Raw genomic sequence first — 12,479 nt, forward strand, 5'->3', positions numbered from 1 at the left:
CTGTTGTGCCTGTTGTGCCTGTTGCGCCTGTTGCGCCGAAAGCGCCGCCGTCCCTGCCCTCTCCATCGCCCGCCTCCATGACGGCCTGCCGATGGGCGGGCCTGCGTCGTATCGGCGGATATATTACGCCGCGAAAAAACCGGCCGGCAGAATGCGCGCCGCATGGGCGGCATAACGGCGGATGATCGTGCCCCGCGCCGCCCGGCGCTACGACAGCACGATGTTCTTGATGACCTTCTTCAGGCTCTTGAAACTGTCGACCGATTCCGCCTTTGCGTCCGTCACCAGTGCGCCGATCCGCGCCGGCTCACAGAAGCTGATCCGGCTGTTCGTGCCGAGCTTGCTGAAATCGGCCAGGATCGCGACGTCCGCCGCGTTGCTCACCATCGCGCGCGCCACTTCGGTTTCCATCCGGTCGTAGTTGGTCGCGCCGCGGACGGCATCGACGCCAACCGGCGACAGCAGCGCGAGATCGGCGCGATAGCGGAAGATCTCGGCGACCGTGCCGTCGCCGACGGTCGCGGCCGCGCGGGTGCCGATCATCCCGCCGAGCAGAATCGTCTCGTTCCTCGCCTGCCCCGGGTCGCTCGACCGCATCTTCAGCGCGACGTCGATCGAGTTCGTGACGATCGTGAGGCCCGACAGCTTCGCCAGTTCCTCGGCCAGCAGTGTCGTGGTCGTGCCGGCGTCGATGAACAGCGTCTGCGAGCCCGTGACCAGCCTGGCCGCCGCGCGCGCGATTGCCAGCTTCGCTTTCACGTGGGTCTGCGCGCGTTCGGCGATCGGCGCTTCGTCGCCCACCTGCACCGCGCCGCCGTGCACGCGCTTCAGTTCACCGAGCGCTTCGAGATCGACGAGATCGCGACGCACGGTTTCCCGCGACACGTTCAGGTCGGCCATGATCCGGTCGGTGGAAACCCGCTGCATCTTCGATAACAGAAGCCGGATTCTCTGGTATCGCTCTTCTTGCCACATGGAATGTCCTCGGAATGAACGTCAATGTTATTCGAACGGCGAACTACGCAGCGCTCTCCTCCAGTTTTTTGATGCCGACGAGGGTCTGCAGGGATTGACGCACCGCCTGGCACTCGCTGCTCGTCATCTTCGAAAACACCACGTGGATGCGGTCGTCGTCCGGCGCGGCATCGTCCTGTTCGATGATGAACCGGACGATGCGCGCCTGGTCGATGCCGGGCATTGCCTGCAGCGACGTCAGCTTCACGGCGCCGCGGCTCGCGAGGATACGCACGCCCCAGCGCTGCCGCGTCGCGAACAAGCGTTTCTCGATCGGCTTCAGGCCGGCCAGGATCGCGAGCACGATCGCCGTCGCGGCAATTGCGGCCACATACATGCCGCCGCCCACGGCCAGCCCGACCGCCGCCACGACCCACAGGCTCGCCGCGGTCGTCAGGCCGCGGATGATCTCGCCGCGCAGCATGATCGAACCGGCGCCGAGGAAGCCGATGCCCGACACCACCTGCGCGGCGACGCGCGACGGGTCCAGCGACACGTTTTTCGCGTTCTGGACATCCGCGAAGCCGAACGCCGACACGACCATCACGAGCGCGGCGCCCACCGCCACCAGCATGTGGGTGCGCAATCCGGCCGCCCACGACAGGCGCTCGCGCTCGATGCCGACGAGGCTCCCCAGCAATGCCGCCAACAACAGGCGGGACACGATTTCCAGCTGACTGATCATTCGAGATCTCCTTGCTTTGCCTGGTCCATCCGATGAAGCGCGGCCCGCATGGGGCCGCCGTCCGGTTCTTCCTGCCTGCGCCCGCCCGTTGCCGCACCCGGCACCCGGCGAGTTGTATTTTTGTGCAATCTTGCGATTTTGTGCTTTCTAATATACGGTACGAAAAACTGCAAAGCCAGACCCAGGTTCGTTTGTTTCATCCGATCGGCACGATCAATCGTCAGACCATTCAGGCAACACGATCCGGAACACTTGCTTAGGAGACCAACATGATGAAGAAGGCATGGATGCTGGCTGCAACCCTGCTGGCGGCGCTGGCGACGGCCCCCACTCACGCATCGGAAGGCGACGTCTGTAAAAAGGTGACGCTCGGCGACGTCGGCTGGAGCGACATCGCGGCCACCACCGGCGTCGCGATGATGCTGCTCGACGGGCTCGGTTACGAGGCGACCAAGACGATCGCGTCGCCGCCGATCGTGCTGGCCGGCGTGAAGAAGGCGCAGATCGACGCGTTCCTCGGCTACTGGGATCCGAGCATGACGCCGACGGTGAAGCCGTTCGTGGACGCCGGCGCCGTCCATCAGCTGCCGGAGCCCAACCTGGTCGGCGCGCGCTATACGCTCGCCGTGCCGCAATACGCATCCGACCAGGGGCTCAAGCGCTTCGCCGATATCGCCAGGTTCCGCGACCAGCTGGACGGCAAGATCTACGGGATCGGCGCCGGCAACAACGGCAACGCACTGATCCAGCGAATGATCGACAGGAACGAGTTCGGGCTCGGCGGCTTCAAGCTGGTCGAATCGAGCGAGGCCGGCATGCTCGTGCAGGTGACGCGCGCCGTGCAGGAGCACCGGATGATCGTGTTCCTGGCCTGGGAGCCGCATCCGATGAACATCGACTACCGGATCACCTATCTCGACGGCGGCGACACGGTATTCGGCCCGAACTACGGGTCGGCGAAGGTCTACACGCTCGTCACGCCGGGCTATCTCGAACGCTGCCCGAACGTAGGCCGGCTGCTGACCAACCTGAAGTTCACGACCGACGAAGAGAACCAGCTGATGGTGCCGATCATGAATCACGCGGACCCGGTCGCGGTGGCCAGGGAATGGGCGAAGAAGCATCCCGGCGTGCTGTCGAAGTGGCTCGACGGCGTGACGACCATCGACGGAAAGAATGCGAAGGATGCGATCGAGAAGCGGATCGGCGCGTAAGCCCGCAAGACAAGGAACCCGGCATGTACAAGAATCTCGCGCTGTTCGATCTCGACCACACGCTGCTGCCGCTCGACAGCGACCAGGCCTGGGCCCGCTTCATCTCGCGGGTCGGCTGGCGCGAGGACGACGCGCACGCCGCGCTGATCGACGAGCACTACGGTCATTACGCGGCCGGCACGCTCGACATGAACGCGTATCTCGCCGTGACGCTCACGCCGCTCACCCGCTATCCGCGCAAGGTGCTCGAGCGCTGGCATGCGCGGTTCATGGACGAAGTGATCCGTCCGGCGATCACGCCGCAGGCGCGCGAGCTGGTCGGGCGGCATCGCGAAAACGGCGATCTCTGCTGCATCGTGACGGCGACCAACGTCTTCGTCACGCGGCCGATCGCGGCCGAATTCGGCATCGAGCACCTGCTCGGCATCGAACTCGATACCGACGACGGCACGCCGGACGGCGCGTTTACCGGCCGCAGCACCGGCGTGCCGAGCTTCCGCGAAGGAAAGATCGTGCGCACGACCGCGTGGCTGGAATCGCTCGGCTACGCGCCGTCGGATTTCGAGCGCACCTACTTCTACAGCGACTCGATCAACGACGTGCCGCTGCTGGATTACGTCACGCATCCGGTCGCCACCAATCCCGATTCGAGGCTTTTGCAGGTGGCAGGCACGCGCGGGTGGCCTGTCATGAAGTTGTTCTGATTCGGGCGATATTCTCTGCTGTCCATTTTCATGTCGGGAGGGGTAATGAAATACGGAACACGCAGCACCGGCCTCGATCATTCAGGAATCCGATTCGAGTCGAATAGAAAGCCTGTCGTCAGGTCGCGCCGTTCGGAACGCCGCTTTCCGCACTGGCGCGGCATTTTCATGATCGCGCTGCTGTGCACGCTGGCCGCTTGCGGCGATGGCGACTCGGGCACCGCGGCCAACGTGGCGGCCGCGCGCGCGGCCGCACCGGGTTCGGCATCCACGCCCGTCCTCCACTGCGCGAGCACGTGCCACTGACCGACGCTGGCCCCGGGGCCGGCCATCCACGACAGAGAGCGATCATGCAAAACAAACCCACGACACGACGTCAGTTCCTCGCCGACGCGTTGAAGCTCGCCGGCGCGACCGCGATCACGGGCATGCTGCCCGAAAGCATCGCGCGCGCCCAGGCCATTCCGGCAGCCACCGTCACCGGCACGATCCAGGACGTGAAGCACGTCGTGATCCTGATGCAGGAAAACCGTTCGTTCGACCACTACCTCGGCACGCTGGGCGGCGCGCGCGGCTTCGGCGATCCTCGGCCGGTCGTGATTTCGAGCGGGTATCCGGTGTGGCGCCAGCCCTGGCTGATGTCCTACGTGTTTCCGTTCAACCCGTCCCCGCCGTCCGGCACGGCGAACGGCGACACCTACTACGGCGACCTGGATCACAGCTGGAACGGCACGCACAGTGCCTGGAACAACGGCCGCTACGACAACTGGGCCGACGCGAAGACCAGCGGCACGATGTACTACTTCACGCAGAAGGACATCCCGTTCTACTACGCGCTGGCGAGCGCGTTCACGGTGTGCGACGCGTACCACTGCTCGATGCTCGGCCCGACGGACCCGAACCGCCTGTATCTGTGGACCGGGTGCTGCGGCAACGTCGCCGGTTACTCGCCGTACACGACGAACACGATGACGGGCACCGGCTGGACCACGATGCCGGAGCGCCTGAACACGGCCGGCGTGACGTGGAAGTTCTACCAGGACAAGGGCAACGGCCTCGATGCCGCACATGGCTACGGCGAATACAACGGCTCCAAAAGCGATCTCTGGTGGAACGGCAATTACGGCGACAACGTCATCCTGAACTTCAGGCAATACCAGAACCTCGGTGCAGGCGATCCGCTCGCGCCGGCGCTCAACGGCACGCAGATCGACCCGTCAGGCGGCGGCAAGGAATACGACACGAATCTCTTCAGCCAGCTGCGGGCCGACGTCGCCAACGGCACGCTGCCGCAGGTATCGTGGATCGCCGCGCCCTACGCATACTGCGAGCACCCGTCGTGGGCCGCGAGCGGCGGCGAATGGTACGTCAGCAGCGTCCTCGATGCGCTGACGTCGAATCCGGCGGTATGGGCCAGCACGGTGCTGCTCGTCATGTACGACGAGAACGACGGGCTGTTCGATCACATGCCGCCGGCCGTCCCGGCCAGTTCCGCTGCCGGCACCGGCCGCTCCACGGTCTCGCCGGCCGCCGAATTCGTCTCCGGCAGCGGCGCCGCATCGGACGGCTCGGCGAGCGGCGACGTGCCGATCGGGCTCGGCCCGCGCGTGCCGATGTTCGTGATCTCGCCATGGTCGAAGGGCGGCAAGGTCAATTCGCAGGTCTTCGATCACACATCGGTGATCCGCTTTCTGGAAGCGCGCTTCGGACTACAGGAAACCAACATCACGCCGTGGCGACGCACGGTCTGCGGCGACCTGACGTCAGCCTTCGATTTCTCGAACGCCGACCAGACGGTTCCCGCGATCCAGCCGCCGGCAAGCAACATGAACCCGAACGGCTCGACCGTCCCGATCCCCTACCCGACCACCACCGCGGTGCCGGCGCAGACGGCAGGCCGCAGCACCGCTTGCCGCCTGCCCTACGAGTTCTTCGTGCAAGGCAAGGTCAACCGCGCCGGCAACGCGCTGTCGCTGACGATGACCAACACCGGCACCGCCGGTGTCCACCTGCAGGTATGGGTCGACGGCACGAGCACGATCCCCCGGCACTACACGATCGCAGCCGGCGCGGGCCAGTGCGCGAACCTGTCGGATTCGCTCGCGCTGAATGCCGGCGGCAGCTACGACTATTCCGTCTATGGCCCGAACGGCTTCCTGCAGACGTTCCGCGGCAGCATCGGCTCGTCCGGCAACACCGGATCGACCGCCGAAGTCAGCCTGTGCTACGACGTGGCCAACGGCAACGTACAGATCACGCTCGACAACGCCGCCGGCTCGGCCGCCACGACGTTCCAGCTCACCGACAACGCGTACGGCATGAACACGCGGCAGTCGGTCACCGTCGCCGCCGGCGCGACGCAAGCCGTCACGTGGTACGGCGACGGCGGCTGGTACGACGCCAGCATCCGCGACGCGAACGATCCGAATTTCCTGCGCCGGGTAGCCGGCTGCGTGCAGACGCAATCCGGCACCCTGCTCACGGATTCGGCGATCGGCAATACCGGCAAGAAGTTCGTCGCGTCGCTCGCGTCGCAGGGCGCGACGTTCGGCACGCTGCGCTTCGACTACGTCGCGCCGCCGTGGAGCCACAGCCCGAAGAACTGGGTGGGCATCTTCGCGCATGGCGCGCAGCCGACCAAGGGCAGCTACAAGTCGTGGGCATACCTGCCGAAGAGCACCGGCTCGCTGCTGTTCTCGTCCGCGGCCAACAGCACGCTGGCGTCGGGGCAGTACGACGCGTGGTATCTGTTCGACGACGGCTACACGCCGCTCGCGGGGCCCGTCACGATCAACATCTGACGGCGGCCTGGCCGTGCCGTGCCGGCCGCCTGCATGGGGCCGGCACGCATTCGGGCGCGACGTGCCGCGTTGCGCCCGAATGCGTTTCCCTTCACCCTGCCCGCGCGACGGGTGCATCGATCAGCCCATAGAGCGTGACGCTGCTTTGCGCGTGCGCGGCGGCACCGAACATCCCGAGTGCGGCTGCGGCCGCGATGGTCTTGTTCATGTTCACTTCCTGTTGTGGTCGACGCGCGTCTGCGTCGCAGCGTGATGCGCGGCGTGTTGACGAATCACCGACTGATTGACGAACGCGAGCCACCGGATCACCGCGCGCACATACGCGTCATGCGCATGCACGATGCTTCGCTTCGGTACCGGTATGGGCCTGCTGATGTGGCATGCCGCGAGCGGCCGCCTGTGTTGCAGCGCCGGCGAGCGTGCGCACCGATTGCGCATGCCGCGACGACGCGTTGCTCCGGCGATGCAGGTCAGCATCTCTTCCGGCTTTCGTGGAGCGGGTGGACGACGTAGCGCCTGACGACGCCACGCGCTTCGATATGTTCTTCGGAATATATCGAGTCGTCACGAAACGGTAAACAACTATTCGGAATCCTGTCGTCTTTCCTCCACAGGCGGCCGGCGGTCTCCCGGATCGAAGTCGCGACGCACGGCAGCCCGCATCGCGTCGATGCCGGCGATGGCCTCATCCCGAAATCCCGCATAATCAGGCGGTTGAAAGTGCGCCCTGGCTGGCGCGCGCATCCCGCACACGTTTGCGTCGCCATCCGGTTCACGGTTTGCCCGCGTTTTGCCGTCACGGGAGGAGCCAGTCTGTGCCGGTCTCGCGCGCGGCGAATTGTGCGGGCGCAAAAATCCGCAGCACGCACACACTCGATGCGGCGCACCTCACGATGCCGGCGATCGCATCACCGACAACACCACGCCATCCCGCAGAAGACAGGACACCGACACATGGACCGAGCCGAACACATCAGCATCGAACAGACGAGCGCGATTCCCGCCGACGAACTGGATCGATGCGACTTCTCGTTCGACATCGCGTGGGAATTGAACGCGCCGTATCAGGACTTGCTCGATCTGCGCGCGCTGCCGGCGCGCCGCAAGCACTACGGCTTCGATCCGGCCGGCTGGGCGGACGAGGCGACCGGCAAAACGGCGCTCTTTCGCGCGACGGCCGGCGGCCGGCTCGCCGGCTTCGTGGCGATCAGCCAGAGCTGGAACGGGATGGCCGAGATCGCGGAGCTGGCCGTCGACCGCCGCAGCCGGCGGCAAGGCATCGGACAGTTGCTGCTCGCGGCCGCCGAATCCTGGGCGCGCAGCCACGGGTTCGGCTTCATGCGGCTGGAAACGCAGTCGAACAACGTCGCCGCGTGCAGCACCTATGCCCGCTCGGGCTTCGTGCTGGGCGGCCACGATCGCCTGCTGTACGCGGACGACGAGAACGACGGTGAAGTCGCACTGTTCTGGTACAAGGACCTGCGCGACGGGCAGACCGCACGGATCCGCACGGTCGACCCGGAATCGATGCGGCCGGCGCGCTGACGCACCGCCGAACGCACATCACATCCGGATCATGCCCGCGTCGCCACGATGAACAGACGCGGGAACGGCAGCAGCACGGTGCCATCGGCAAGCGTCGGATAACCGCCCGGGCCCGCGATCGCGTCGCGATACCGCGCGAGAAACGCCGCGCGCTCACCGTCGTCGAGCGCCGCGAGGAACGGCCGCAGCGCGCTCCCCTTGAACCATTCGACGACCGCATCGGCACCGCCGCGCAGCGGGTGGTAGTAGGTCGTGCGCCACACGTCCACGCGCGAGCACAGCGGCGACAGCAGCGCGTGGTAATGACGCGCATCGAACCGCTCGGTGCGCGCCGCGCCTTTCAGCTTGTCCGCCCACGGCCCCGCCGCGGCGACCTCGCGCATCAGCCGATGCGCGGGTTCGTCGAGGTTGTCGGGCATCTGCACCGCCAGATGGCCGCCCGGCGCGAGCCGGCCGACGAGCGCCGGAAACAGCGTGTCGTGCGCGGGCACCCATTGCAGCACCGCATTCGCGAGAATCAGGTCGTAGCCGCCGGGATCGTCCCACGTGGAAATATCCACGACGTCGAAACGCAGGTCCGGCAGGCGCTTGCGCGCGGCGTCGATCATGTCCGCCGACGCATCGATTCCGTGGACCGTTGCGTCCGGCGCACGCGCGATCAGCGCCTCCGTCGAATTGCCGGGCCCGCAGCCGATGTCGATCGCGGTACGGATCGGCGTGTTCGGCACAGCGGCGAGCAGATCGCGGATCGGCCGCGTGCGTTCGTCCTCGAATTGCACGTACTGGGCCGCGTATCGATCGAGTGGGGTCGTCATGTCGTTCTCCTCCTGGTCGGCGTGGACGGCCGTGCCGCTGCCCGCGTGCGCGGTGCGGGGGCCGTCGATGCGAAGCATTCTGCGGTCGTCGTGAAGTTCAGTAAAATGAATTTAATATCCTGATTGATTCAAAATTCTGATGAAGATCGATACGCTCGGTGTCCAGGCTTTCGTCGCGATCGCCGACGGCGGCAGCTTCCGGCAGGCGGCCGATACGCTGCACGTCACGCAGACGGCCATCACGCAGCGGCTGCGCAAGCTCGAAACCTTTCTCGGCGTCGCGCTCGTCGAGCGCACCACGCGCCGCACCACCCTCACCGAAATCGGCCGGCGCTTCCTGCCGCAAGCGCGCCGGCTGCTGAACGAGCTGTCCGACGCGCTCACCGAAATTCGCGAAACCGGCCTGAGCCAGCGCGGCGACGTCACGATCGCGTGCGTGCCCACGGTCGGCGTGCAATACCTGCCCCGCATCCTGCGCGCATTCTCCGCGCACCGCCCGCACGATCGCGTGAAGATCCTCGATCACGCGTCGGCGTCGGTGCTGCAGGCCGTACTGCATCGCGAGGCCGAGTTCGGCATCGGCATCGCCGGCGACCAGCATCCCGAACTGGTCAACGTCCCGCTGACGAGCGACCCGTATGTACTCGTGTGCCGCGACGATCATCCGCTCGCGAAGCGGCGGCGCATTCGCTGGGCCGCCCTGCAACCGCATCCGCTGATCTTCGCCGGCGAAGTGAGCGGCAATCGCGGGCTGCTCGACGGCGCGCTGAAGACGAGCGGCGTGTCGCTGCATTCGTTCTACGAAGTACAGCGCAGCTCGACGGCGCTCGGGCTCGTCGCGGAGGGGCTCGGCGCCGCGGTGGTGCCGAAGCTCGCGATCCAGAAAAACGCGTACCCGATGATCCGCACGATCGAACTCGTCGAGCCCGCGGTATCGCGCACGCTCGTGCTCGTCACGCGCCGGAGCGCGCAACTGTCGCCGGCCGCCCGTGCGCTGTACGACATGATCGTCGAACAGGCGACACCCTCTCGATAGTGACAGTCGCGCGTCACGAAGGCCAAGCCTTCGGGTAGTATCGCGTCACGCGGTCGCGACGAACGGTGCCTACCCGGTGCCGCACGCGTCATGCCGCCGCCGCAACGGCCGTTCCTCACCACCCCTGCACGGAGCACCGCATGGCCTATCGCAACTACCACAAGCGCAAGATTGCAGACCGGGAACTCCATCCCGAAACCCAGATGATGTCGTACGGCTACGATCCGTTCCTGTCGGAAGGATCGGTGAAGCCGCCCGTGTTCCTCACGTCGACGTTCGCGTTCCGCACGGCCGAGGACGGCGCCGAATTCTTCGACGTCGTGGCCGGGCGCAAGCCTTCGCCGGAAGGCGAAGGCGCGGGCCTCGTCTACAGCCGTTTCAATCACCCGAACCTGGAGATCGTCGAGGATCGCCTCGCGCTGCTCGACGATTCCGAAGCCGCCGTCGTGACGTCGAGCGGCATGTCGGCAATCGCCGCGATCCTGCTGACGTTCCTGCGGCCGGGCGACTGCGTCGTCCAGTCCGTGCCGTTGTACGGCGGCACCGAAACGCTGATCTCGAAGTTCCTGCCCGAGTGGGGCATCCGCTCCGAAGTGATCGCCGACGGGCTGTCCACCAGCGCGATCCGCGCCGCGCTCGAAGCGGCCGCGCAAAAGGGCAACGTGCGGATGTGCTACATCGAGACGCCCGCCAACCCGACCAACGCGCTGTTCGACCTCAACGGGCTGCGCAGCGAGATCGATGCGTTCGAAGCGCGGCACGGCTATCGCCCGCTGTCGGTCTGCGACAACACGCTGCTCGGGCCGCTGTATCAGAAGCCGTCGCGGCAAGGCATCGACCTGAGCGTGTACTCGCTGACGAAATACATCGGCGGGCATAGCGACCTCGTCGCCGGCGGCGTGACGGGCACCCGCAGCCTGATCACGAAGATCCGCTCGGTCCGCAGCACGCTCGGTTCGCAGCTCGACCCGCATTCGTCGTGGATGATCACGCGCTCGATGGAAACGCTCGTACTGCGCATGCAGCAGGCCGCGCGCAGCGGCAGCGCCGTCGCCCGCTGGCTCGCCGGCAATCCGCATCGGCCGGTGCGCGTACTGCATCCCGAGCTCATCGACGATCCGGCCTACCAGGCCGTCTACCGGCGCCAGTGCAGCGGGCCCGGCTCGACGTTCGCGTTCATCCTCGACGGCGGCCGCGAGCAGGCGTTCAGGTTCATCAACCACCTGACGCTCTTCAAGTCCGCGGTCAGTCTCGGCGGCACGGAGTCGCTGATCTGCCATCCGGCGTCGACGACGCATTCGGGCGTGCCGGCCGACGCGCGCGCAGCGGCCGGTGTGTCGGAAGGGTTGATCCGCGTGTCGGTCGGCCTCGAACATCCGGACGACCTGATCGCCGACCTGTCGTACGCGCTGGAGCGTTGCTGATCAGCCGCTCGTATCCGACGCGAACGGCGACGGATATTTCAGAGGCCGGTTCGTCGATCCGGCCACTCACGCCAGCTACACGCGAAAGGTGATCGCCACGACAATCTGACCGCGCGACGCGCGCCGGCCGAGCCGGTTTTCAAAGCACCTTCACCATGAACACGCGCGATGTGCCTTCCGGTTCGCACGGCACTTCGCCGAATGCTTCGTAACCCTGCTTCCGGTAGAAATCCGGCGCCTGGAACGAGATCGTGTAAAGCACCGCCCGCGCGCATCCGCGTCGTTTCGCTTCCGCTTCGGCCTCGCGCAGCAGCCGGCTGCCGAACCCGCCGCCGCGCAGCGATTCGGGCAGGTAGAACAGATCGATGAAGAAGAGGCCGAGCGACGTGCGCCCCGTCAGGCCGCCCACGATCTCGCCCGTCGCGGGATCGGTCACGTACACGTCGAGCGTGGCCGCGTCGGCGCGCCCCGTCATCGCGTGATTGAATTCGCCGAGCTTGCGGCTGATGAAATCGTGTGCGGCCGGCTGCTCGATGTCGGTCAGTCGCAGGATAACGTCGGGAAGGGCTGTCATCGGGAGAACACGTATGTGAAAGGGCCGCCGGGCGTATCGCACCGTCGGCGGGCGTCGCACGACTATAGCGCGTCGGCCGCCGCGTGGCGACCGCGCGGCTCGCGCGCGATATCGCGTGCGATGTGGCATTCCCACGCATTGTTCCGCCACATCGGGAACCCGAAACCCGGCGCCGAAGGCACCATTGCGAATCGCGGCGGCTGCGCCGCCTTGCACGTGGCATCGCCACCGTCTCCGTAACCGACCCGCTCGGTCATGAGCGCGCACACCGCACACGATCGCCCCGCTTCCCTCCCCGCGAGCACGCGACCCACGCAAACGGCGGGCCCGTCATGCGCCCGCCGTCGCTTTCGTCGTGCCGTCACACCATCATGCCCGCGCTCACGCCACCGCGAACGCCGCCTTCATGTCGGCCACGCGGCGCCGTTCGCGCGCGATCATCATCCGGTTCACGACGATCACGCCGATCGTCACGGCCGTGATGAACAACGTCGCCAGCGCGTTCATCTCCGGGTTCAGCCCCAGCCGCACGCGCGAGAACACCACCAGCGGCAGCGTCGTCGACCCCGGCCCCGACAGGAACGCCGACAGCACCAGGTCGTCGATCGACAGCGTGAACGACAGCAGCCACCCCGACAGCAGCGCCTGCGAAATCAACGGCAGCGTC

General features: G+C 66.5%; 11 protein-coding genes and 1 pseudogene. 6 read left to right on the plus strand and 6 right to left on the minus strand.

Annotated features, from left to right (window positions below; translation table 11 throughout):
- Positions 1-207: 207 nt before the first annotated feature.
- Entirely contained in the window at positions 208-975 is a 768-nt protein-coding gene (locus VK92_RS30735; protein ID WP_027789869.1) for a DeoR/GlpR family DNA-binding transcription regulator, read from the minus strand.
- Between the two features lie 43 nt (positions 976-1,018).
- Complete coding sequence (locus tag VK92_RS30740; RefSeq protein WP_027789870.1) at positions 1,019-1,699, minus strand: MgtC/SapB family protein; 681 nt, start codon at positions 1,697-1,699, stop codon at positions 1,019-1,021.
- Between the two features lie 269 nt (positions 1,700-1,968).
- Here VK92_RS30740 and VK92_RS30745 point away from each other — a divergent pair, with 269 nt between their 5' ends.
- Together VK92_RS30745 and VK92_RS30750 are read left to right on the plus strand one after the other, a co-directional pair.
- Positions 1,969-2,913: a choline ABC transporter substrate-binding protein gene (locus tag VK92_RS30745; protein ID WP_048026074.1), complete on the plus strand. Its 945-nt coding sequence runs from the start codon at positions 1,969-1,971 to the stop codon at positions 2,911-2,913.
- Between the two features lie 23 nt (positions 2,914-2,936).
- Positions 2,937-3,617: an HAD family hydrolase gene (locus tag VK92_RS30750; RefSeq protein WP_048026073.1), complete on the plus strand. Its 681-nt coding sequence runs from the start codon at positions 2,937-2,939 to the stop codon at positions 3,615-3,617.
- 77 nt (positions 3,618-3,694) lie between these two features.
- Here the strand turns inward: VK92_RS30750 and VK92_RS42120 are convergent, their stop codons facing one another.
- Positions 3,695-3,889, minus strand: coding sequence for a hypothetical protein (locus VK92_RS42120; RefSeq protein ID WP_156187237.1), 195 nt, complete (start codon positions 3,887-3,889; stop codon positions 3,695-3,697).
- Positions 3,890-3,967: 78 nt separating this feature from the next.
- Here VK92_RS42120 and VK92_RS30760 point away from each other — a divergent pair, with 78 nt between their 5' ends.
- Together VK92_RS30760 and VK92_RS30770 are read left to right on the plus strand one after the other, a co-directional pair.
- Positions 3,968-6,418, plus strand: a complete 2,451-nt coding sequence (locus VK92_RS30760; protein ID WP_048026068.1) for a phosphocholine-specific phospholipase C — start codon at positions 3,968-3,970, stop codon at positions 6,416-6,418.
- 954 nt (positions 6,419-7,372) lie between these two features.
- Entirely contained in the window at positions 7,373-7,963 is a 591-nt protein-coding gene (locus VK92_RS30770; RefSeq protein ID WP_021159949.1) for a GNAT family N-acetyltransferase, read from the plus strand.
- Between the two features lie 29 nt (positions 7,964-7,992).
- Here the strand turns inward: VK92_RS30770 and tam are convergent, their stop codons facing one another.
- Positions 7,993-8,778, minus strand: coding sequence for a trans-aconitate 2-methyltransferase (gene tam, locus VK92_RS30775; protein WP_048026078.1), 786 nt, complete (start codon positions 8,776-8,778; stop codon positions 7,993-7,995).
- 139 nt (positions 8,779-8,917) lie between these two features.
- On the opposite strand from tam, the gene VK92_RS30780 reads away from it, so the two are divergent.
- Both VK92_RS30780 and VK92_RS30785 read left to right on the plus strand, forming a co-directional pair.
- Positions 8,918-9,814 (plus strand): LysR family transcriptional regulator, encoded by an 897-nt coding sequence (locus tag VK92_RS30780; protein WP_021159947.1) that lies wholly within the window; start codon positions 8,918-8,920, stop codon positions 9,812-9,814.
- 140 nt (positions 9,815-9,954) lie between these two features.
- Positions 9,955-11,238, plus strand: a complete 1,284-nt coding sequence (locus tag VK92_RS30785) for a cystathionine gamma-synthase family protein (protein WP_048026066.1) — start codon at positions 9,955-9,957, stop codon at positions 11,236-11,238.
- Positions 11,239-11,377: 139 nt separating this feature from the next.
- Here the strand turns inward: VK92_RS30785 and VK92_RS30790 are convergent, their stop codons facing one another.
- A complete protein-coding gene (locus VK92_RS30790) occupies positions 11,378-11,812 on the minus strand; it encodes a GNAT family N-acetyltransferase (protein ID WP_048026065.1) in 435 nt (144 codons plus the stop codon).
- Between the two features lie 381 nt (positions 11,813-12,193).
- Positions 12,194-12,479 (minus strand): annotated as a pseudogene (locus VK92_RS30800) (putrescine ABC transporter permease PotI); the annotation flags it as partial.

It is taken from the genome of Burkholderia sp. LK4, assembly GCF_001043615.1.
Taxonomy (GTDB): domain Bacteria; phylum Pseudomonadota; class Gammaproteobacteria; order Burkholderiales; family Burkholderiaceae; genus Burkholderia; species Burkholderia cepacia.

What these genes read in the sequence shown, in the direction of transcription:
- VK92_RS30735 (WP_027789869.1), bottom strand. Translation starts at nt 975, where the DNA reads ATGTGGCAAGAAGAGCGATACCAGAGAATCCGGCTTCTGTTATCGAAG.
- VK92_RS30740 (WP_027789870.1), bottom strand. Translation starts at nt 1,699, where the DNA reads ATGATCAGTCAGCTGGAAATCGTGTCCCGCCTGTTGTTGGCGGCATTG.
- VK92_RS30745 (WP_048026074.1), top strand. Translation starts at nt 1,969, where the DNA reads ATGATGAAGAAGGCATGGATGCTGGCTGCAACCCTGCTGGCGGCGCTG.
- VK92_RS30750 (WP_048026073.1), top strand. Translation starts at nt 2,937, where the DNA reads ATGTACAAGAATCTCGCGCTGTTCGATCTCGACCACACGCTGCTGCCG.
- VK92_RS30760 (WP_048026068.1), top strand. Translation starts at nt 3,968, where the DNA reads ATGCAAAACAAACCCACGACACGACGTCAGTTCCTCGCCGACGCGTTG.
- VK92_RS30770 (WP_021159949.1), top strand. Translation starts at nt 7,373, where the DNA reads ATGGACCGAGCCGAACACATCAGCATCGAACAGACGAGCGCGATTCCC.
- tam (WP_048026078.1), bottom strand. Translation starts at nt 8,778, where the DNA reads ATGACGACCCCACTCGATCGATACGCGGCCCAGTACGTGCAATTCGAG.
- VK92_RS30780 (WP_021159947.1), top strand. Translation starts at nt 8,918, where the DNA reads ATGAAGATCGATACGCTCGGTGTCCAGGCTTTCGTCGCGATCGCCGAC.
- VK92_RS30785 (WP_048026066.1), top strand. Translation starts at nt 9,955, where the DNA reads ATGGCCTATCGCAACTACCACAAGCGCAAGATTGCAGACCGGGAACTC.
- VK92_RS30790 (WP_048026065.1), bottom strand. Translation starts at nt 11,812, where the DNA reads ATGACAGCCCTTCCCGACGTTATCCTGCGACTGACCGACATCGAGCAG.